Source organism: Pseudomonas sp. Pse35, assembly GCF_024519715.1.
In the GTDB taxonomy this organism is placed as follows: domain Bacteria; phylum Pseudomonadota; class Gammaproteobacteria; order Pseudomonadales; family Pseudomonadaceae; genus Aquipseudomonas; species Aquipseudomonas paracarnis.
This window is the reverse complement of record NZ_JALJRP010000002.1, coordinates 201,341-222,857: the sequence shown is the minus strand read 5'-3', so window position 1 is coordinate 222,857 and position 21,517 is coordinate 201,341. Positions and strand designations below refer to the sequence as shown.

22 protein-coding genes are annotated in these 21,517 nt (G+C 58.9%); 17 read left to right on the top strand and 5 right to left on the bottom strand.

Annotation, left to right across the window (positions count from 1 at the left end):
- Positions 1-23 precede the first annotated feature (23 nt).
- The 17 genes from mnmG to OC445_RS01615 all read left to right on the top strand — a co-directional run bounded on the left by mnmG (position 24) and on the right by OC445_RS01615 (position 16,296).
- Positions 24-1,916, top strand: coding sequence for a tRNA uridine-5-carboxymethylaminomethyl(34) synthesis enzyme MnmG (mnmG, locus tag OC445_RS01695; protein ID WP_014720591.1), 1,893 nt, complete (start codon positions 24-26; stop codon positions 1,914-1,916).
- The gene (rsmG, locus tag OC445_RS01690; protein ID WP_197900095.1) at positions 1,913-2,557 is read left to right on the top strand and encodes a 16S rRNA (guanine(527)-N(7))-methyltransferase RsmG; all 645 of its coding nucleotides are present in this window, start codon (positions 1,913-1,915) and stop codon (positions 2,555-2,557) included. Before mnmG ends, rsmG begins: the two co-directional genes overlap by 4 nt.
- 18 nt (positions 2,558-2,575) lie before the next feature.
- A complete protein-coding gene (locus tag OC445_RS01685; protein WP_005792605.1) occupies positions 2,576-3,373 on the top strand; it encodes a ParA family protein in 798 nt (265 codons plus the stop codon).
- Between the two features lie 9 nt (positions 3,374-3,382).
- Positions 3,383-4,255, top strand: a complete 873-nt coding sequence (locus tag OC445_RS01680) for a ParB/RepB/Spo0J family partition protein (protein ID WP_003195890.1) — start codon at positions 3,383-3,385, stop codon at positions 4,253-4,255.
- A 148-nt stretch (positions 4,256-4,403) separates the two neighbouring features.
- Positions 4,404-4,811, top strand: a complete 408-nt coding sequence (locus OC445_RS01675; protein WP_010565865.1) for a F0F1 ATP synthase subunit I — start codon at positions 4,404-4,406, stop codon at positions 4,809-4,811.
- 16 nt (positions 4,812-4,827) lie between these two features.
- A complete protein-coding gene (gene atpB / locus OC445_RS01670) occupies positions 4,828-5,697 on the top strand; it encodes a F0F1 ATP synthase subunit A (RefSeq protein WP_003195886.1) in 870 nt (289 codons plus the stop codon).
- A 133-nt stretch (positions 5,698-5,830) separates the two neighbouring features.
- Positions 5,831-6,088, top strand: a complete 258-nt coding sequence (gene atpE, locus OC445_RS01665; RefSeq protein WP_002555987.1) for a F0F1 ATP synthase subunit C — start codon at positions 5,831-5,833, stop codon at positions 6,086-6,088.
- Between the two features lie 56 nt (positions 6,089-6,144).
- Positions 6,145-6,615 (top strand): F0F1 ATP synthase subunit B, encoded by a 471-nt coding sequence (locus tag OC445_RS01660; RefSeq protein ID WP_003195835.1) that lies wholly within the window; start codon positions 6,145-6,147, stop codon positions 6,613-6,615.
- 12 nt (positions 6,616-6,627) lie between these two features.
- Entirely contained in the window at positions 6,628-7,164 is a 537-nt protein-coding gene (locus OC445_RS01655) for a F0F1 ATP synthase subunit delta (RefSeq protein ID WP_003195833.1), read from the top strand.
- A gap of 21 nt (positions 7,165-7,185) precedes the next feature.
- The gene (gene atpA / locus OC445_RS01650) at positions 7,186-8,730 is read left to right on the top strand and encodes a F0F1 ATP synthase subunit alpha (RefSeq protein WP_003195831.1); all 1,545 of its coding nucleotides are present in this window, start codon (positions 7,186-7,188) and stop codon (positions 8,728-8,730) included.
- 50 nt (positions 8,731-8,780) lie between these two features.
- The gene (atpG, locus tag OC445_RS01645; protein WP_003233565.1) at positions 8,781-9,641 is read left to right on the top strand and encodes a F0F1 ATP synthase subunit gamma; all 861 of its coding nucleotides are present in this window, start codon (positions 8,781-8,783) and stop codon (positions 9,639-9,641) included.
- Between the two features lie 27 nt (positions 9,642-9,668).
- Positions 9,669-11,045: a F0F1 ATP synthase subunit beta gene (gene atpD / locus OC445_RS01640; protein ID WP_003195827.1), complete on the top strand. Its 1,377-nt coding sequence runs from the start codon at positions 9,669-9,671 to the stop codon at positions 11,043-11,045.
- A gap of 44 nt (positions 11,046-11,089) precedes the next feature.
- On the top strand, positions 11,090-11,506 hold the full coding sequence (locus OC445_RS01635) for a F0F1 ATP synthase subunit epsilon (protein WP_003195825.1): 417 nt from the start codon (positions 11,090-11,092) through the stop codon (positions 11,504-11,506).
- 123 nt (positions 11,507-11,629) lie between these two features.
- Positions 11,630-12,997 (top strand): bifunctional UDP-N-acetylglucosamine diphosphorylase/glucosamine-1-phosphate N-acetyltransferase GlmU, encoded by a 1,368-nt coding sequence (gene glmU / locus OC445_RS01630; protein WP_054898304.1) that lies wholly within the window; start codon positions 11,630-11,632, stop codon positions 12,995-12,997.
- Between the two features lie 238 nt (positions 12,998-13,235).
- Positions 13,236-14,003, top strand: a complete 768-nt coding sequence (locus OC445_RS01625) for a DeoR/GlpR family DNA-binding transcription regulator (protein ID WP_003195822.1) — start codon at positions 13,236-13,238, stop codon at positions 14,001-14,003.
- Positions 14,004-14,013: 10 nt separating this feature from the next.
- On the top strand, positions 14,014-15,846 hold the full coding sequence (gene glmS, locus OC445_RS01620) for a glutamine--fructose-6-phosphate transaminase (isomerizing) (RefSeq protein ID WP_054898302.1): 1,833 nt from the start codon (positions 14,014-14,016) through the stop codon (positions 15,844-15,846).
- 84 nt (positions 15,847-15,930) lie between these two features.
- Positions 15,931-16,296: a hypothetical protein gene (locus tag OC445_RS01615; protein WP_054896099.1), complete on the top strand. Its 366-nt coding sequence runs from the start codon at positions 15,931-15,933 to the stop codon at positions 16,294-16,296.
- Between the two features lie 168 nt (positions 16,297-16,464).
- Here OC445_RS01615 and OC445_RS01610 read toward each other — a convergent pair whose 3' ends face one another.
- Genes OC445_RS01610 through OC445_RS01590 form a run of 5 tightly spaced genes read right to left on the bottom strand, consistent with a single transcriptional unit; the run spans position 16,465 to position 21,511 of the window.
- Complete coding sequence (locus OC445_RS01610; RefSeq protein ID WP_034129176.1) at positions 16,465-17,397, bottom strand: phosphatidate cytidylyltransferase; 933 nt, start codon at positions 17,395-17,397, stop codon at positions 16,465-16,467.
- A gap of 1 nt (position 17,398) precedes the next feature.
- Complete coding sequence (locus tag OC445_RS01605) at positions 17,399-18,019, bottom strand: lysophospholipid acyltransferase family protein (protein ID WP_034129175.1); 621 nt, start codon at positions 18,017-18,019, stop codon at positions 17,399-17,401.
- Between the two features lie 9 nt (positions 18,020-18,028).
- Positions 18,029-18,472, bottom strand: coding sequence for a hypothetical protein (locus OC445_RS01600; RefSeq protein WP_054896098.1), 444 nt, complete (start codon positions 18,470-18,472; stop codon positions 18,029-18,031).
- Positions 18,462-19,760, bottom strand: a complete 1,299-nt coding sequence (locus tag OC445_RS01595) for a phosphatase PAP2/dual specificity phosphatase family protein (protein ID WP_089041557.1) — start codon at positions 19,758-19,760, stop codon at positions 18,462-18,464. The genes OC445_RS01600 and OC445_RS01595 overlap by 11 nt, the downstream gene beginning before the upstream one ends.
- Positions 19,761-19,762: 2 nt before the next feature.
- Positions 19,763-21,511, bottom strand: a complete 1,749-nt coding sequence (locus OC445_RS01590; protein ID WP_198790692.1) for a bifunctional alpha/beta hydrolase/class I SAM-dependent methyltransferase — start codon at positions 21,509-21,511, stop codon at positions 19,763-19,765.
- Positions 21,512-21,517: the final 6 nt, after the last annotated feature.

Sequence of the window (21,517 nt, the reverse complement as noted above, 5' to 3'; positions counted from 1 at the left end):
CATAAGCAGGCACGAGGTGCGTGGTGGATTTCCCTTCCCGTTTTGAAGTGATCGTCATCGGCGGCGGTCATGCCGGTACCGAGGCAGCACTGGCGTCAGCACGCATGGGCGTAAAAACCCTGTTGCTGACGCATAACGTGGAAACCCTCGGTGCCATGAGTTGCAACCCCGCAATTGGCGGGATTGGCAAAAGCCATCTGGTCAAGGAAATCGATGCCCTTGGCGGGGTAATGGCGATGGCCACCGACAAGGGTGGTATTCAATTTCGCGTGCTCAACAGCCGAAAAGGCCCGGCCGTACGTGCTACCCGGGCTCAGGCCGACCGCATCCTGTACAAGGCAGCGGTACGCGAAACCCTGGAAAACCAGCCGAACCTGTGGATATTTCAGCAGGCCGCCGATGACTTGATCGTCGAGCAGGACCAGGTACGCGGTGTCGTTACGCAAATGGGTCTGCGTTTTCATGCAGATTCGGTCGTACTGACCACGGGCACGTTCCTCGGCGGACTTATCCACATCGGTATGCAAAATTATTCCGGTGGTCGTGCCGGTGACCCGCCGTCAATTGCCCTGGCAAAACGTCTGCGTGAACTACCGCTGCGCGTCGGCCGTTTGAAAACCGGAACCCCGCCACGCATTGATGGGCGTTCTGTGGATTTCTCGATGATGACCGAGCAAGCCGGCGACACGCCGATCCCGGTCATGTCGTTCATGGGTTCCAAAGAACAGCACCCGAAACAGGTCAGCTGCTGGATTACCCACACCAACGCCCGAACCCACGAAATCATTGCCGCGAACCTTGATCGTTCGCCGATGTATTCCGGGGTGATCGAAGGCATTGGCCCGCGTTATTGCCCGTCGATCGAAGACAAGATCCACCGCTTTGCCGACAAGGAAAGCCACCAGGTCTTTATCGAACCCGAAGGCTTGACCACCCACGAGCTGTACCCCAACGGAATTTCCACTTCGCTGCCGTTCGATGTGCAAATCCAGATCGTGCAGTCGATTCGCGGTATGGAAAACGCGCACATCGTGCGTCCGGGCTACGCCATCGAGTACGACTACTTCGACCCGCGCGACCTGAAATACAGCCTGGAAACCAAAGTGATCGGCGGCCTGTTCTTCGCCGGCCAAATCAACGGCACTACCGGTTATGAAGAAGCCGGGGCCCAAGGTTTGCTGGCCGGGACCAACGCAGCATTGCGTGCACAAGGCAAAGACAGCTGGTGCCCGCGTCGCGATGAAGCCTACATCGGCGTATTGGTCGACGACCTGATTACCCTGGGTACCCAGGAACCGTACCGGATGTTCACATCTCGGGCGGAATACCGTCTGATCCTGCGCGAAGACAACGCCGACCTGCGCTTGACCGAAAAAGGTCGCGAGCTGGGCCTGGTCGATGACGCCCGCTGGGCGGCCTTCTGCAAAAAACGCGAAAGCATTGCGCTCGAAGAACAGCGTCTGAAAAGTACCTGGGTTCGCCCGGGCACGGAGCAAGGCGACGCCATTGCAGAAAAATTCGGCACGCCGTTGACCCATGAATACAACTTGCTCAACCTGCTTTCCCGCCCGGAAATCGACTACGCTGGTCTGGTCGAAGTGACTGGCCAGGGCGCAGAAGACCCACAGGTTGCCGAACAGGTTGAAATCAAGACCAAATACGCAGGCTACATTGATCGCCAGCAGGACGAGATCGCTCGGCTGCGCGCCAGTGAAGACACCAAACTTCCTGTGGATATCGACTACACCGGAATTTCCGGGTTATCGAAAGAAATTCAAAGCAAGTTGGGGATAACTCGGCCGGAAACCCTCGGGCAGGCTTCACGTATCCCTGGCGTCACTCCGGCAGCCATCTCGCTGTTGATGATTCATTTGAAAAAACGCGGCGCGGGCCGTCAGTTGGAGCAAAGCGCTTGAGTTCGTTGGTCACCTCGCAACACGCCGAAGAGTTATCCACAGGAGCGCGCCAGTTGGGCGTAGCCCTGACCGAACCCCAGCATGAGCTACTGCTGGGCTACCTGGCCCTGTTGATCAAATGGAACAAGGCTTACAACCTGACAGCAGTGCGTGACCCAGACGAGATGGTGTCGCGGCATTTGCTCGACAGCCTCAGCGTGATGCCGTTTATCGAAAATGGCCGTTGGCTCGATGTGGGCAGCGGCGGCGGCATGCCTGGCATCCCGTTGGCGATCCTGTTTCCCGAGTCCCACGTGACCTGCCTGGACAGCAACGGCAAGAAAACCCGCTTCCTGACCCAGGTCAAACTCGAACTCAAGCTGGATAACCTGCAAGTTATCCACAGTCGTGTCGAAGCATTCACGCCTGAACTGCCTTTCAACGGGATCGTGTCTCGGGCGTTCAGCAGCATGGAGAACTTCAGCAACTGGACACGCCACCTGGGCGACCGTGATACCCGCTGGTTGGCAATGAAGGGCGTTCATCCAAGCGACGAGCTGTTAGCATTGCCGGCAGACTTCCACCTCGATAGCGAACACGCCTTGGCCGTACCTGGTTGCCAAGGCCAACGCCATCTGCTGATACTGCGCCGCACGGCATGATTGGGAACACAAGCAAGAATGGCTAAGGTATTCGCGATAGCGAACCAGAAAGGTGGCGTGGGTAAAACCACCACCTGTATCAACCTCGCAGCATCCCTGGTCGCGACCAAGCGTCGGGTGCTGTTGATCGATCTCGATCCACAGGGCAACGCCACCATGGGTAGCGGTGTGGATAAACACGGCCTGGAAAACTCGGTCTACGATTTGCTGATTGGCGAATGCGACCTGGCCCAGGCCATGCACTATTCCGAGCACGGCGGTTACCAACTGCTGCCGGCCAACCGCGATCTGACCGCGGCGGAAGTGGTGCTGCTGGAAATGCAGATGAAAGAAAGCCGTCTGCGCAGCGCCCTGGCGCCCATTCGCGAAAACTACGATTACATTTTGATCGACTGTCCACCGTCGCTGTCGATGCTCACGCTTAACGCGCTGGTTGCCGCCGATGGGGTAATTATCCCCATGCAGTGCGAGTACTTCGCTCTCGAAGGCTTGAGCGACCTTGTGGATAACATCAAGCGAATTGCCGAGTTGCTCAACCCGAACCTGAAAGTCGAAGGCCTGCTGCGTACGATGTATGACCCGCGCCTGAGCCTGATGAACGATGTGTCGGCGCAGCTCAAGGAACACTTTGGCGATCAGTTGTACGACACCGTGATTCCACGCAACATCCGCCTGGCCGAAGCGCCAAGCTATGGCATGCCCGCGCTGGCGTACGACAAATCCTCGCGTGGTGCCATTGCCTACCTGGCATTGGCTGGCGAGATGGTTCGCCGCCAACGCCGTAATTCACGCACCGCTGCAGCCCAGCCAACTTAAGGAATCCCCATGGCCGTCAAGAAACGAGGTCTCGGACGTGGACTGGATGCACTGTTGAGTGGTCCGACCGTCACATCGCTTGAAGAACAAGCGGTGCAGGCCGACGAGCGCGAGCTGCAGCACTTGCCGCTGGACCTGATCCAGCGGGGCAAATACCAGCCACGTCGGGACATGGACCCCCAGGCCCTGGAAGAACTGTCCAACTCGATCAAGGCCCAGGGCGTGATGCAGCCCATCGTGGTGCGCCCCATTGGCGGTGGCCGCTTTGAGATCATCGCCGGGGAGCGCCGCTGGCGTGCCAGCCAGCAGGCCGGCAAGGAAACCATCCCGGCGATGGTGCGCGATGTGCCGGATGAAACCGCGATCGCCATGGCGTTGATCGAGAATATCCAGCGTGAAGACCTCAACCCGATCGAAGAAGCGATTGCGTTGCAGCGTTTGCAGCAGGAATTCCAGCTCACCCAGCAACAAGTGGCCGAGGCAGTGGGCAAGTCCCGCGTCACCGTGTCCAACTTGTTGCGTTTGATCGCGCTGCCGGAAGTGATCAAGACCATGTTGTCCCACGGCGACCTGGAAATGGGCCATGCCCGTGCGTTGCTCGGTTTGCCGGAAAATCAACAGGTTGAAGGGGCGCGACACGTTGTCGCACGAGGCCTGACCGTGCGTCAGACTGAAGCGCTGGTGCGCCAGTGGCTCAGCGGCAAACCTGCACCGGTCGAAACCGCCAAACCTGATCCGGATATCGCGCGACTCGAGCAGCGCCTGGCCGAGCGCCTGGGCTCTGCGGTGCAAATTCGTCACGGCAAGAAGGGCAAAGGGCAATTGGTCATCGGATATAACTCCCTTGACGAGCTTCAAGGCGTCCTTGCCCACATCCGCTGAAACATTTGCTTATGTAGCGCGTGATCGGAAATCACTACCCGACAGTTGAATAGGGGCTGAACCGCCCCTATACTCTGCGCGCATTTTGTCGGCACAAATTATGCCAAGTTATTGATTTCCGGCAGCCGACCATTGAGGAGCAAGAGTGATGGAAACCCGCACGCCAAACACGTTGCCGTTCCATCGCTTGGCTGTTTTTCCGGTTCTACTGGCTCAATTTGTCATTTTGCTGATCGCCGCATTGGCGCTTTGGTATTGGCATGGAGTCGTAGCCGGGTATTCAGGACTCTGCGGAGGCCTGATAGCCTTGCTGCCCAATATGTATTTTGCTCACAGGGCCTTTCGGTTTTCCGGCGCCCGAGCAGCCCAGGCTATCGTCCGGTCTTTTTATGCCGGCGAGGCGGGGAAACTGATTTTGACGGCAGTGCTGTTTGCACTGACCTTTGCAGGTGTGAAGCCATTGGCGCCGCTGGCTGTATTCGGCGTCTTCGTGTTGACCCAACTGGTCAGCTGGTTCGCTCCCCTGCTAATGAAAACAAGACTTTCGAAACCTTAGGGCGTTTGAGGCAACCATGGCAGAAACAACCGCTTCGGGCTATATCCAGCACCACTTGCAGAACCTGACCTTCGGTCAGCTTCCTAATGGCGGCTGGGGCTTTGCCCACACCGCAGCAGAAGCCAAAGAAATGGGTTTCTGGGCTTTCCACCTGGATACTCTGGGTTGGTCGGTCGCATTGGGCCTGATCTTCGTTCTGATTTTCCGCATGGCGGCAAAGAAGGCGACTTCCGGTCAGCCAGGTGCTTTGCAGAACTTCGTTGAAGTATTGGTCGAATTCGTCGATGGCAGCGTGAAAGACAGCTTCCATGGCCGTAGCCCGGTGATTGCACCGCTGGCACTGACCATCTTCGTCTGGGTGTTCCTGATGAACGCCGTCGACCTGATTCCGGTGGACTGGATTCCTCAGTTGGCCATGGCGATCTCCGGCGACCCGCACATTCCATTCCGCGCCGTATCCACCACTGACCCGAACGCCACACTGGGCATGGCTCTGTCGGTATTCGCGCTGATCATTTTCTACAGCATCAAGGTCAAGGGCATCGGCGGCTTCATCGGCGAACTGACCCTGCACCCGTTCGGCAGCAAGAACATCTTCGTTCAAGCCCTGCTGATCCCGGTGAACTTCCTGCTGGAATTCGTCACCCTGATCGCCAAGCCGATTTCCCTGGCTCTGCGACTGTTCGGCAACATGTATGCCGGCGAGCTGGTGTTCATTCTGATCGCTGTGATGTTCGGCAGCGGTCTGCTCTGGCTTAGCGGCCTGGGCGTAGTTCTGCAGTGGGCGTGGGCTGTGTTCCACATCCTGATCATTACCCTGCAGGCCTTCATCTTCATGATGCTGACCATCGTCTACCTGTCGATGGCGCACGAAGAGAACCATTAAGACCAGTCTCGACTAGTCTGATGTCCTTCCCGGTCAAACGGGAAGGTGGCCCAACAGGGCTATGAAACGATTTGTTTTACCGCTTTAAAATCTAAAAAACCTAAACCATACGACGTAAAAGTCGGGAGGAAAGATGGAAACTGTAGTTGGTCTAACCGCTATCGCTGTTGCACTGTTGATCGGCCTGGGCGCCCTGGGTACTGCCATTGGTTTCGGCCTGCTGGGCGGCAAATTCCTGGAAGGCGCAGCGCGTCAGCCAGAAATGGTCCCAATGCTGCAAGTTAAAATGTTCATCGTCGCCGGCCTGCTCGACGCCGTGACCATGATCGGCGTTGGTATCGCACTGTTCTTCACCTTCGCGAACCCCTTCGTTGGTCAACTCGCTGGCTAATCACTCGACTTTTCGAGTGATTGGGGTGATGGACAACGAATGAGCGAGGTGTTGGCGTGAACATTAATGCAACCCTGATTGGCCAATCCGTTGCGTTCTTCATTTTTGTAGTGTTTTGCATGAAGTTCGTGTGGCCTCCGGTCATCGCGGCTTTGCACGAACGTCAGAAGAAGATCGCGGATGGTTTGGACGCTGCCAGCCGTGCAGCTCGCGACCTGGAGTTGGCCCACGAGAAAGTGGGTCAGCAACTGCGCGAAGCTAAAGCACAGGCAGCCGAGATCATTGAGCAAGCCAAGAAACGCGGTAACCAGATCGTCGAAGAGGCTGTTGAAAAAGCCCGCGTCGAAGCTGACCGTGTGAAGGCTTCGGCTCATGCCGAGATCGAACAGGAACTGAACGGTGTCAAAGACGCGCTGCGTGCCCAACTGGGTGCTCTGGCCGTTGGCGGTGCTGAGAAGATCCTCGGTGCCACAATCGATCAAAACGCGCACGCGGAGCTGGTTAACAAACTGGCTGCTGAAATTTAAGCGAGGGCGATCATGGCAGAACTGACCACGTTGGCCCGACCTTACGCTAAGGCAGCCTTCGAGCACGCCCAGGCCCACCAGCAGCTGGCCTCTTGGTCAGCCATGCTCGGCCTGGCTGCAGCAGTGTCGCAAGACGACACCATGCAGCGCGTGCTCAAGGCCCCGCGCCTGACGAGCGCAGACAAGGCCGCCACTTTTATTGAAGTGTGCGGCGACAAGTTTGATGTGAAGGTGCAGAACTTCATCCACGTCATTGCCGAAAACGACCGTCTCCCGCTATTGCCGGAGATCGCCGCTCTGTTCGACCTGTACAAGGCCGAAGCAGAGAAATCGGTAGACGTTGAAGTGACCAGTGCTTTCGCATTGAACCAAGAACAGCAAGACAAACTCGCCAAGGTTCTCAGTGCACGACTCAATCGGGAAGTGCGCCTGCAAGCTTCGGAGGACGCATCGCTTATTGGTGGTGTTGTTATCCGTGCCGGCGACCTGGTTATCGATGGCTCGATTCGCGGCAAAATCGCGAAACTTGCCGAAGCATTGAAATCTTGAGTTTGAAGGGGCAGCAGAGCAATGCAGCAACTCAATCCTTCCGAAATAAGTGAAATTATCAAGGGCCGCATCGACAAGCTCGATGTGACCTCCCAAGCCCGTAACGAAGGCACTGTCGTCAGCGTATCTGACGGCATCGTGCGGATTCACGGTCTGGCCGACGTAATGTACGGCGAGATGATCGAGTTTCCGGGCGGCGTCTACGGTATGGCCCTCAACCTGGAGCAAGACTCCGTAGGTGCCGTTGTATTGGGCGCGTACACCAGTCTGGCTGAAGGCATGAGCGCCAAGTGCACAGGCCGCATCCTGGAAGTTCCGGTTGGTAAGGAACTGCTGGGTCGCGTAGTCGACGCACTGGGTAACCCTGTTGACGGTAAAGGTCCACTGGGCAACACCGAGACCGACGCGGTCGAGAAAGTTGCTCCAGGCGTGATCTGGCGTAAGTCGGTAGACCAGCCTGTACAGACTGGCTACAAGGCTGTCGATGCCATGATCCCAGTCGGCCGTGGCCAGCGTGAGCTGATCATCGGTGACCGTCAGATCGGTAAAACCGCTCTGGCGATCGACGCGATCATCAACCAGAAAGACAGCGGCATTTTCTGCGTCTACGTAGCCATCGGTCAGAAGCAATCGACCATCGCCAACGTAGTTCGCAAGCTGGAAGAAAACGGCGCCCTGGCCAACACGATCATCGTGGCTGCCAGTGCTTCGGAATCTCCTGCGCTGCAATTCCTGGCACCGTACTCCGGCTGCACCATGGGTGAATTCTTCCGCGACCGCGGTGAAGACGCGCTGATCGTTTATGACGATCTGTCCAAGCAAGCAGTGGCTTATCGCCAGATTTCCCTGCTGCTGCGCCGTCCACCAGGCCGTGAAGCTTACCCAGGCGACGTGTTCTATCTCCACTCCCGTCTGCTGGAGCGCGCATCCCGCGTTTCCGAAGAGTACGTAGAGAAGTTCACCAACGGCGCAGTGACCGGCAAAACCGGTTCCCTGACCGCACTGCCGATCATCGAAACCCAGGCTGGCGACGTTTCCGCGTTCGTTCCGACCAACGTGATTTCCATCACTGACGGTCAGATCTTCCTGGAATCGGCCATGTTCAACTCGGGCATCCGCCCTGCAGTGAACGCCGGTGTTTCGGTATCCCGTGTGGGTGGTGCCGCTCAGACCAAGATCATCAAGAAGCTCTCCGGTGGTATCCGTACCGCTCTGGCTCAGTATCGTGAACTGGCGGCATTCGCCCAGTTCGCTTCTGACCTGGACGAAGCGACCCGTAAGCAACTTGAGCATGGTCAGCGCGTTACCGAGTTGATGAAGCAGAAGCAATACGCCCCAATGTCGATCGCTGACATGGCGTTGTCGCTGTATGCCGCTGAGCGTGGGTTCCTGACCGACGTTGAAATCGCCAAGGTCGGCAGCTTTGAACAAGCGCTGATTGCTTACTTCAACCGCGATCACGCCGAATTGATGGCGAAGATCAACGTGAAGGGTGACTTCAATGACGATATCGACGCTGGCATGAAAGCCGGTATCGAGAAGTTCAAGGCCACCCAAACCTGGTAAGCCGCAGCGGGAGCCGCAAGGCTCCCGCTTGCTAACCTGATAGGTGTTACATGGCAGGCGCAAAAGAGATTCGCAGTAAGATTGCGAGCATCAAAAGCACGCAAAAAATTACCAGCGCCATGGAAAAAGTGGCGGTCAGCAAAATGCGCAAGGCACAAATGCGCATGGCTGCTAGCCGTCCTTATGCGGAGCGTATCCGCCAGGTAATTGGGCATCTGGCCAACGCCAACCCGGAATACCGCCACCCGTTCATGATCGACCGCGCCGTCAAGCGTGTGGGTTATGTGGTAGTGAGCAGTGACCGTGGTTTGTGCGGTGGTCTGAATACCAACCTGTTCAAGGCCCTGGTCAAGGACATGGCGGTAAACCGCGAAAACGGCGTCGAGATTGATCTGTGTGTTGTTGGTAGCAAGGGTGCGGCCTTTTTCCGCAACTTCGGCGGTAACGTCGTTGCAGCTATCAGCCACCTGGGTGAAGAGCCGTCGATCAATGATTTGATCGGCAGTGTGAAGGTGATGCTGGATGCGTACCTGGAAGGCCGTATTGACCGCCTCTCCGTGGTATCCAACAAGTTCATCAACACCATGACCCAGCAGCCAACCGTGGAGCAATTGATTCCACTGGTGGCGACTCCGGATCAGGAACTCAAGCACCACTGGGACTACCTCTACGAACCAGACGCCAAAGAGCTGCTTGACGGCTTGATGGTGCGCTACGTGGAGTCGCAGGTGTACCAGGCGGTGGTCGAGAACAACGCAGCTGAACAAGCGGCGCGGATGATCGCGATGAAAAACGCTACCGATAACGCCGGTGATCTGATCAGCGATTTGCAGCTGATCTACAACAAGGCGCGTCAGGCTGCGATCACCCAAGAGATCTCGGAAATCGTCGGCGGCGCTGCCGCGGTTTAACGGTTCAAATATTCAGAGGATCCAGCTATGAGTAGCGGACGTATCGTTCAAATCATCGGCGCCGTTATCGACGTGGAATTTCCACGCGACAGCGTACCGAGCATCTACAACGCGCTGAAAGTACAAGGCGCGGAAACTACCCTGGAAGTTCAGCAGCAGCTGGGCGACGGCGTAGTTCGTACCATTGCGATGGGTTCCACCGAAGGCTTGAAGCGCGGTCTGGACGTTGTCGACACTGGCGCTGCCATCTCCGTACCGGTCGGTAAAGCGACTCTGGGCCGGATCATGGACGTACTGGGCAACCCGATCGACGAAGCTGGCCCGATTGCCACCGAAGAGCGCTGGGGCATTCACCGCGCAGCACCTTCGTTCGCAGAACAAGCGGGCGGCAACGACCTGCTGGAAACCGGCATCAAGGTCATCGACTTGGTTTGCCCGTTCGCCAAAGGCGGTAAAGTCGGTCTGTTCGGTGGTGCCGGTGTTGGCAAGACCGTAAACATGATGGAACTGATCCGTAACATCGCCATCGAGCACAGCGGTTATTCCGTGTTCGCAGGTGTTGGTGAGCGTACTCGTGAGGGTAACGACTTCTACCACGAGATGAAGGACTCCAACGTTCTGGACAAAGTGGCACTGGTTTACGGTCAGATGAACGAGCCGCCGGGAAACCGTCTGCGCGTAGCCCTGACTGGCCTGACCATGGCCGAGAAGTTCCGTGACGAAGGTAACGACGTTCTGCTGTTCGTCGACAACATCTACCGTTACACCCTGGCCGGTACTGAAGTATCCGCACTGCTGGGCCGTATGCCTTCGGCAGTAGGTTACCAGCCGACCCTGGCTGAAGAGATGGGCGTTCTGCAAGAGCGTATCACTTCGACCAAGGAAGGTTCGATCACCTCGATCCAAGCGGTATACGTACCTGCGGATGACTTGACCGACCCGTCGCCAGCCACCACCTTCGCCCACTTGGACGCCACCGTCGTTCTGTCCCGTGACATCGCTTCCCTGGGTATCTACCCAGCGGTCGATCCACTCGACTCGACTTCGCGCCAGCTGGACCCGAACGTGATCGGCCAGGAGCACTACGACACCGCTCGCGGTGTTCAGTACGTGCTGCAGCGTTACAAAGAACTGAAGGACATCATTGCGATCCTGGGTATGGACGAGCTGTCGGAAGCCGACAAGCAGTTGGTAAACCGTGCTCGTAAGATCCAGCGTTTCTTGTCGCAGCCGTTCTTCGTGGCTGAAGTCTTCACCGGTGCCTCGGGTAAATACGTTTCCCTGAAAGACACCATTGCTGGCTTCAAAGGCATCCTCAACGGTGACTACGACCACCTGCCAGAACAAGCGTTCTACATGGTCGGCGGCATCGAAGAAGCGATCGAGAAAGCCAAGAAACTGTAATCCTGGCGCCCGGAAACGGGCGCTCATCAGGTTGAGGCAATCAGATGGCTATGACAGTCCATTGCGATATCGTCAGCGCGGAAGGAGAAATTTTCTCCGGTCTGGTCGAGTTTGTAACAGCGCACGGTGACCTGGGTGATCTTGGTATCGCCATGGGTCACGCCCCGCTGATCACAAGCTTGAAGCCAGGTCCGATCACTCTGACCAAGCAAGGCGGGGAACGTGAGGTGTTTTACATCTCCGGTGGTTTCCTCGAGGTTCAGCCGAACATGGTCAAGGTACTTGCCGACACCGTGCAACGTGCTGGCGACCTGGATGAAGCCTCCGCTCAGGAAGCCGTCAAGGCTGCCGAGAAGGCGCTGAACGAAAAAGGCGCAGACTTCGACTACAGCGCTGCTGCAGTCCGTCTGGCCGAGGCCGCAGCCCAGCTGCGTACTCTCCAGCAGATCCGCAAGAAGTAAGCGGCGTCGCCGTTTTGTTTCATGCGTGATTGATTAAAAAGGGTAGCCTCGGCTACCCTTTTTCTTTTTTTGCAAAACACTTCTTTGGTCTGAACCCGGACCGCCCAGGATTGGTAGCCATTCATGTCTCTTGAAATCGTCATTCTCGCCGCAGGCCAGGGCACCCGCATGCGTTCAGCCCTGCCCAAGGTACTGCATCCGGTTGCCGGCAACTCCATGCTGGGCCATGTTATCCACAGTGCCCGCCAGTTGGACCCACAACGTATTCATGTGGTGATTGGCCACGGTGCCGACGTGGTCCGTGAGCGTCTGGCTGCGGACGATCTGAATTTCGTATTGCAAGACAAGCAACTGGGCACCGGCCACGCGACCGCGCAGGCTGTGCCTTTCATCACTGCGGACACGGTATTGATCCTCTACGGCGATGTCCCGCTGATTGAAGTGGAAACCTTGCAACGCCTGCTCAAGCACGTGGTGCCTGGCCAGATGGGCCTGCTGACCGTTGAGCTGGATGACCCTACGGGCTACGGCCGCATTGTGCGCAACGCCGACGGCAAGGTGGCTGCCATCGTTGAACACAAAGATGCCAGCGAAGCCCAGCGCGCGATTACTGAAGGCAATACCGGCATTCTCGCCGTGCCTGCCAACAAGCTCGCCGACTGGATGAGCCGCCTGTCCAACAACAACGCTCAGGGCGAGTACTACCTCACCGACGTCATCGAGATGGCCGTCAGCGATGGCCTGCTGGTCGCCACCGAGCAGCCCCACCATCCGATGGAAGTGCAGGGCGCCAACGACCGCAAACAACTGGCAGAGCTGGAACGTCACTATCAACTGCGCGAAGGCCTGCGCCTGATGGCCCAGGGCGTGACCCTGCGAGACCCGGCGCGTTTCGATGTACGTGGCGAAGTCACGGTGGGCCGCGACGTCCTGATCGATATCAATGTGATCCTCGAAGGCCGCGTGATCATTGAAGACGGTGTGGTCATCGGTCCGAACTGCGTGATCAAGGACAGCACCTTGCGCAAAGGCGTGGTGGTCAAGGCCAACAGCCATATCGACGGTGCCGTGATGGGTGAGGGCAGCGATGCCGGGCCGTTTGCGCGCTTGCGTCCGGGTAGTGAGCTGGGGGCCCAGGCCCATGTGGGTAACTTTGTCGAACTGAAAAACGCTCACCTCGGCGAAGGCGCCAAAGTCGGCCACCTGACTTATCTGGGGGATGCCGTCATCGGCGCACGCACCAACATCGGCGCTGGCACCATCACCTGCAACTATGACGGTGCCAACAAGTACCAGACCACCATTGGTGAAGACGTGTTCATCGGGTCCAATAACTCGCTGGTTGCTCCCGTGACCATCGGTGATGGTTCCAACACCGCAGCGGGCTCGACCATCAACCAGGATGTGGATAAGTCCCAACTGGCCGTTGCCCGCGCCCGCCAACGCAACATCGACGGCTGGAAACGCCCGGTCAAGATCAAAAAGAGCTGAGTTATCCACAACTCGATAGGTTGAGACTCACTCCTGTGGAAGCTGGCTTGCCTGCGATAGCGGTCTGACATTCATCATGATGTCGCCTGACACGCAGCTATCGCAGGCAAGCCAGCTCCCACAGTTGTTTAGTGGCATGTCCGAAAGCTCTACAAAAATGCCTTCCGCCTCTTGACGATCTTTCCCCAATAGGTTTTGATTGCCTTCGTTATCTTTCGGAACGAAACTTATCACTACCATGTCGAAACGAAACACCCCCCAGCGACGCCACAATATCCTCACCTTGCTCAACGAGCAGGGCGAAGTCAGCGTGGACGAGTTGGCCAAACATTTCGAAACTTCGGAAGTGACCATCCGCAAGGACCTTGCTGCCCTCGAAAGTAACGGCTTGCTCCTGCGTCGCTACGGCGGTGCAATCACTATGCCCCAAGAGCTGGTGGGCGACGCTGCCCAGCCCATCTCGGCCTACAAGCGCGCCATCGCCCGTGCGGCCGTGAAGCGTTTGCGTGAACATGCGCGCATCATCATCGACAGCGGCAGCACTACCGCCGCGATGATCCCCGAACTGGGCCATCAGCCGGGCCTGGTGGTGATGACCAACTCCCTGAACGTGGCCCGCGCCTTGAGCGAATTGGAACACGAGCCGGTGCTGTTGATGACCGGGGGTACCTGGGACCCACATTCGGATTCGTTCCAGGGCCAGGTCGCTGAGCAGGTGCTGCGTTCCTATGACTTTGACCAGCTGTTCATCGGTGCCGATGGCATCGACCTGCAGCGCGGTACCACTACCTTCAACGAACTGCTGGGCTTGAGCCGTGTGATGGCCGAGGTCGCCCGTGAAGTGGTGGTGATGGTCGAATCCGACAAGATCGGCCGCAAGATTCCCAACCTGGAACTGCCCTGGAGCAGCGTCCATACCCTTATTACCGATGATCGCCTGCCGCTCGAGGCCCGCGACCAGATCCAAGCCCGCGGCATTACGCTGATATGCGCGGCAATCATCTAGGAGAAACACCATGTGTGGAATTGTTGGCGCAGTCGCCGAACGTAACGTTACTGCCATCCTGATCGAAGGCCTCAAGCGCCTCGAATACCGCGGCTACGATAGCGCCGGTGTGGCCGTCTTCACCAACGCCGGCAAGCTGGAGCGCATGCGCCGCCCGGGCAAGGTCAGCGAACTGGACCAAGCCCTGGCCGGTGAGCCGCTGGCAGGCCGCCTGGGCATTGCCCACACCCGTTGGGCCACCCACGGTGCACCGTGCGAGCGTAACGCTCACCCGCACTTCTCCGGCGACCTGGCCGTGGTGCACAACGGCATCATCGAAAACCACGAAGTGCTGCGTGAACAGCTCAAGGGCCTAGGCTATGTGTTCACCTCGGACACTGACACCGAAGTGATCGCCCACCTGCTCAACCACAAGCTCAAGGATCAAAGCGACCTGACCACCGCCCTCAAGGCCACGGTCAAGGAACTGCATGGCGCCTACGGCCTGGCCGTGATCAGCGCCAGCCAGCCTGACCGCCTGGTTGCCGCACGCAGTGGCAGCCCATTGGTGATCGGCCTGGGCCTGGGCGAGAACTTCCTTGCCTCTGACCAACTGGCCCTGCGCCAAGTGACCGACCGCTTCATGTATCTGGAAGAAGGCGACATTGCCGACATCCGCCGTGAAAGCGTGCAGATCTGGGATGTGAATGGTCAGTCCGTCGAGCGCGAAGCCGTGCAATACCGCGACGGTGCCGAAGCCGCCGACAAAGGCGAGTTCCGCCACTTCATGCTCAAGGAAATCCACGAGCAACCATCCGTGGTACAGCGCACCCTGGAAGGTCGCCTGAGCCAGAACCAAGTATTGGTGAACGCTTTCGGCCCGCAAGCCGCCGAACTGTTCGCCAAAGTGCGCAACGTGCAGATCGTCGCCTGTGGCACCAGCTACCACGCCGGTATGGTGGCGCGTTACTGGTTGGAAGAACTGGCCGGCATCCCGTGCCAGGTCGAAGTCGCCAGCGAGTTCCGCTACCGCAAGGTCGTGGTGCAGCCCGACACCCTGTTCGTGACCATTTCCCAGTCTGGTGAAACCGCCGATACCCTGGCTGCCTTGCGCAACGCCAAGGAGCTGGGCTTCCTCGGCAGTCTGGCGATTTGCAACGTCAGCATCAGCTCCCTGGTGCGTGAATCCGACCTGACCCTGCTGACCCAGGCCGGTCGCGAAATCGGCGTGGCCTCCACCAAAGCCTTCACCACCCAACTGGTGGGCCTGTTGCTGCTGACCCTGTCCTTGGGCCAAGTGCGCGGCACCCTCGCCGAAGGTGTCGAAGCCACCCTGGTGGAAGAACTGCGTCGCCTGCCGACCCGCCTGGGTGAAGCCTTGGCCATGGACAGCACCGTGGAAAAAGTCGCCGAGCTGTTCGCTGACAAGAACCACACCCTGTTCCTGGGCCGTGGCGCGCAATACCCGGTGGCGATGGAAGGCTCGCTGAAACTCAAGGAAATCTCGTACATCCACGCCGAAGCCTACCCGGCCGGCGAGCTGAAGCACGGCCCGTTGGCCCTGGTGGACGACGACATGCCGGTGGTTACCGTGGCGCCGAACAACGAACTGCTGGAGAAGCTCAAATCCAACCTGCAGGAAGTACGCGCCCGTGGCGGCCAACTGATCGTTTTCGCAGATGAAAAAGCCGGCATGACCAACGGTGAAGGCACCCACGTCATCAACATGCCGCATATCCACGACACGCTGTCGCCGATCCTCTACACCATCCCGCTGCAGTTGCTGTCGTACTACGTGGCCGTGCTCAAAGGCACCGACGTTGACCAGCCGCGTAATCTGGCGAAGTCGGTGACGGTGGAATAAGCCTTACTGACGTACCCAATAGGGGCTGTTTTAAACAGCCCCTTTTTTTCGTTCTGGATTCGCTCAATTCAAGGATGCGTATTGATGCAAAGCCCTTCTGCTACCGTCCACGCACGTCTGCACAATCGTCGGTTTGTGGTCGCGAATAACGCGCAAGGCTTGTCCGGTACCGGCACCGTGTTTCATTACAAAGTCGAAGACGGGGTGATTTCGAGCATTTATCAGGGTGGCCGAATTCGCCTGGGAACGCAGGTCGGGCGGGTCACCGGCCCAGATACTATCGAGCTGCTTTATCAGTGCGTCACCCTGGACGGGGAGCTGCTCGCAGGGTGGTCACGAGGCACGGTAGGTGTTGATCACGCAGGGCGCACTACCCTGAGTTTCGTTTGGGGCTGGCTATCGGGTGCGACCGGAGGCGGAGAGTCTAGCTATATCGAGATCACTGGCTAGAGGCATTGAAAGCACCATAAAACCTACAGGCAGGCGCATATCCCCTGTGGGAGCGGGCTTGCCCGCGAAGGCGGCGTGTCAGTCGCTGCATCTGTTACTGCACTACCGCTTTCGCAGGCAAGCCAGCTGCCACATTTTGATCTCCATCGGGTTTGAGAAAGGTGTGGGTCAGGTCCACCAGTAGCGCACGAGATGAAAGAAGATCGGCGCCGCAAAGCACACCGAATCCAGCCGATCCAACATCCCGCCGTGTCCTTCGATCATGTGCCCCCAGTCCTTCACACCGCGGTCACGCTTGATCGCCGACATCACAATCCCTCCCGCAAACCCCAGCAAGTTGATCAGCAGCGCGATCAGAAACGACTGCCAGGGATTGAACGGTGTGGTCCACCACAGCGCCGCGCCGATCAAGGAGGACAGCAGAATTCCGCCCACAAACCCTTCCACGGTTTTCGATGGCGACAGGTTGGGCGCGATCTTGCGTTTGCCGAACAGCTTGCCGCACACGTACTGCAATACGTCCGACAGTTGCACCACGATCACCAGATAGGCGATCAGCAGCAGGTTGCGGCCTTCGTAGCCCGGTATGTCCAAGGTCAGTAGTGCCGGGACGAAAGACACGCAGAACACGGCGATCATCAGCCCCCATTGCACCTTCGATGCCCGTTCCAGAAAGTGCGTACTGTCGCCGCCCAGGGAGGCGAGGATCGGCAGCAGCAGGAACACGTACACCGGGATGAAGATCGAGAACAGCCCGTACCAGTCGGCGTAGATCAGCAGGTATTGCAGCGGCAGGGCCAGGTAGAACGCGGCCACCAGGGCCGGGTAGTCGCTGCGTCGGGTGGGCGTGAGGGTGAGGAACTCGCGCAGGGCGTAGAACGACACCGCGTAGAACAGCAGGATCACCGCGCCGGTGCCGAGCCAGAACGCGATGCCGATCACCACCACCATCACCCACCAGGCGTTGATGCGGGCGTTGAGGTTGTCGATCACGGCATTCGGGCTGCCACGGGTGCGCAGCTTGAGGATCAGGCCGATCAGCGAGGCGATGACCAGGATCGCGCCGATGCCGCCAAATAACATCAGGGTTTGGCTATCCATCTCAGGAATGCTCCGGGGCAAGGGCGAGCAGGGCGTCGCGGCTGCGGGCAAGGAAGTCGGCTTTGTCTTCGCCTTCTTCCAGTTGCAGGGGGGCACCGAAGCTGGTGGTGCATAACAAGGGCAGTGGCAATACGCGGCCCTTGGGCATAACCCGGTTCAGGTTGGCTATCCACACCGGGACCAGCTCGGCCTGTGGGTAACTCTTTGCCAGGTGGTACAAACCGCTTTTGAACGGCAGCAAGCCATCCTCCAGATTGCGCGTGCCTTCGGGAAAAATGATCAGCGAATCGCCGCCCTCCAACGCCGCAAGCATGGGCTGCAATGGGTTGTCCACAGGGTCCTTGCGCTCACGGTCGATCAGCACGCCATTGAACACTCGATTGATGATGTAGCGGCGCAGCGCACTCTTGTTCCAGTAATCACTGCCAGCCACCGGGCGTGTGAATTTGCGCAGGTTCTGCGGCAGTGATGCCCACACCAGGACGAAGTCGCCGTGGCTGCTGTGGTTGGCGAAGTAGATCCGCTGCACCGGGACCGGCGCGCACCCCAGCCACAGGCTGCGGGCGCCAGTGACGGTGCGGGCCATGGAAGTAATCAGCGTGGCGACCACGGGTTCGAACATGGGAATTCCTTATCCGGCGAAAGGTAGCCAAGGGCTGGCGAGAATGACGCCCAGGGTCAACAGCGCTTGCGCGCCCAGCAGCCAGGCTTGTTTACGCAGCAGTTTGAGGGCGCCGCGACGGCGTTCAGTCCATGGCCGACCGGCTCGCTTGGGCGATTGCAGGCCAAGGGTTTGCAGGGCCTGGTCCAGGTCTGGCGTGCGGGTGGTGTCGCGAGCGAGCAGGGCGAACAGGTCGGCGTCAAAGGCCACCCGCAGCGCCCAATACTTTTGCAGCAGGCCCAGCACGATCATCCACAGGGCCAACAGCAGACAAATGGTGGAAATGCTGGCCAACAGCAGCTGGGCGAGGCCAAACAGCACGCCTAGCAGCGTCAGGCCTGTGGATAACTGATCCAGGGAGCGGCCGCGGCGCAACAGGCTGGCGACGACCTGGAGTTCCATATCAGCAGGCATTTGGCAAACCCTCCAATGCTTGACGGTGTTCGGGGTGCAGGACCACATCGGCCCGCGCTGTACGAATAATAGCCAGCGCTTGCTCAACCGTGGTGGCTCGCCCCGTGTTCAACAGCCAGGCGGCGACGGCGGTGGCGCTGCGTGAGTAACCGAGGGCACAGCACACCAACAGGGGGCCGCTCGCTTGCAGGCGTTCAATGGTGTGGGCCGCTTTCAAGCATTCGTCGGGGGTTGGGGCGATCAGGTCCAGCACGGGCACGCAGGCGTAAGCACGGCCCTGTGGATTAATCGGCAGTTCGGCGCATAAGTCGACAATGGCCTTGAATGAACCCAGCTCGCGGGTGGCAGGAATACGCCCGAGCCAGACGTTATCCACAATCGGATCGGCCTGAGGATGTTTGCGCGTCCACAGCCGCGAATTGATCCAGGCGCCCGCCAGATAAGGTGCATATAACCAGCGTGCCGCAGGCGTAAGGTGGCCATCCTCACGTTTTTGAAAGCCCGACGCGCCGAGTACGAGGTAGTTGGCCGTGATCAACCCCAGAGAAACCGCAGGCCATAGCAGCCACAGGCAAGCGCCACCGCATAAGCAGGCCAGCACTGTCAGTATCACTGCGCCCAGCCCATAGCGTATCCCTAGCCGCCATCGTTGGTTATCCCGCGTCAGCCGTGCATTCAGTAAGGGGCTCGGGTGCTCCATCGGCCATAACCACACGCACAACCACCCCGCGAGGGCGCCTGTGGGTAAGTCGATAAAGTGATGTTGATAAGTGGTCAGCACCGAAACCCCGATTAGCGCGAACCAGCCGTGCACCACCCAACGCCAGAATCCTTGAGTATGCCGTTGGTACATCACCCACAGGATCACCAGCAGCGCGATATGCAGCGAAGGCGCCTGGTTGAAGGGCTTGTCAAAACCGGCCAGCACCGCAAACAACCAACCGAACACACCGTCCAGTTCCGGCCGCTCAAACGTGAAGCGCAGTGGCCAGATCAGGAAGCAACTCACGGCTATCACCTGCGCACTCAGCAGGCGCAGCGCATGCTGTTTGAGCTCATGACGCGTGTTGGGTAGCAGCAACGAGAAGCCGTAAAGCAGGTCGATGGACCAGTAGGGCACGATGGTCCATGCCCAGAACGGCATGTGTGTTTCCCAGCCGAACACCAGGGTGCCGACGTCGCTGCGCTGGCTGGTGACCCAGGTGGCGAAGCCGTAGGTGCTGAAAAACAGCGGTGCCAACAGCAGCAGCCAAAGCATCGCAGGTTTCAATAAACCGGTTTCGCGCATGTTCAGATCTTCTGTGCCAGGGACACGGTGAAAATGCCCCACTCATCCACGCGCTGGGTGATCTTGCGAAAGCCCGCTGCTTCGACGAGTTGGTCCATTTCCGCCTGGCTGCGCCGGCGCATCACCCAAGCCTGACCCTGACGGTGGCTGGTAAGCGCACGGGCAATCAGCTCCAACTGCGGGTGCCACGGTTGGCCGGTGTAGACCAGGTAACCACCTGGCTCCACGGCTTCGGCCAGGCCCGCCAGTGAACCGCCGACCATGGCGTTATCGGCGAACAATTCGTACAGGCCAGACACCACGGCCAGGGACGGCTTGGGGTCGAGGGCGGCCAGGTCGGCGCGGTCGAACGCGTCGCCTTTGACGAACTGGGCGATGTCCCCCAAACCCTTTTCGCGAATCAGCGCGCCACCGTCGCGCACATTGATATCGCTGTAGTCGCGCAGCAGGATCGACTCCGGCAACGGCGAGACGCCCTGCAAGGCTTCAAGAATGTAACGGCCGTGGCCGGCGGCGATATCGACGATACGGACTTCGCGGTGATCATCACGCAGCTTGGCCATGGCCAGGCGCAGCAGCTCTTCGACGTTCAGCTTGCGCTGGCGAATACCACGCCAGCCGATGGAGTTGAGGTAGTTGGTATCGATCATCCGCCCCAGCCCGCCCTTGCCGGTAGGCTTATTGCGATACACGTAGTCCAGGGTGCTGCCGGAATCGAAGCCGGTGTCGAAGCCCAGCTTCACCCCATCCGACAGGTTCTTGCCCAGGCCCATGCTGGCGCGGGTCATGCGCCAGTACAGGTCGCGCAGTGAATTGCGTGGCAACGGCGCGGCGAGGGATTCGGATTCGGCGCACGTGGCGCCAAGTTTGTCTGCATCCAGTAAAGAAGCGCGGTCCAGCGGGTGGGCGAAGTTCTGCAAGATAAAGCGCTTGGCGCTGGTCACCGCCACGGCGCGATCACGTTCGCCGAGGGTGTCGTGAAAAAAGCCGGGGAGGATATGCAGCTCTTTTTTAAGGCTGCCGAGGCGGTCGAAGAACTGCTGCTGGGGTTTACGGTGCACCACAAAGTCGGAGCCCGAAATAAGCAGTTGGGTCGGCACCTGGATCGCCTGGGCGTCGGCGACAACCCGGTCGGCCGCTTCGTAAAGGCCCAGCAGCACATTCACCGAAATGGCCTTGGTGATCAGTGGATCGCTGTCGTAGGACGCCACGCGTTCGGGGTCATGGCTGAGGAACTTGGCCTTGACGTAGCTGTTGACGAAAAAGTTGCCACGAAACTTGCGCATCAGTGCCAGGCCGGGGCGGGCGAAGGGCACGTACAGCTTGACCTTGAAGGCTGGCGAGGCGAGCACCAGGGCGCGGATTTTTGGCGCGTAATCATGAACCCAGGTGGCCGCGATCACCGCGCCGACGCTTTGGGCGATGACGGCGATGCCTTCCTCCTCGATGCCGTAGGTGGCATTGATGTGGTCACAGAAAGTCTGCACATCGCGGGCGCTGGTGGCAAAGCTGGGGCTGTCGCCGCGCTCGCCTGGGGATTGGCCGTGGCCACGGGCGTCCCAGGCGAAGAAGTCGAATTCAGGCAGGCCCAGTTCATCCACCAGGTGGGCAATACGCCCCGAGTGCTCATGGCCGCGATGGAACAACAGGATCGCCTTGCGCGGCCCGACACCTGCCGTGGCCGGCCAGTGCCGATAGAAAAGCTCGACGCCATCATGGGTACTGAAGGTGTGCTGTTGCTGTTCGCGCATCGCAAA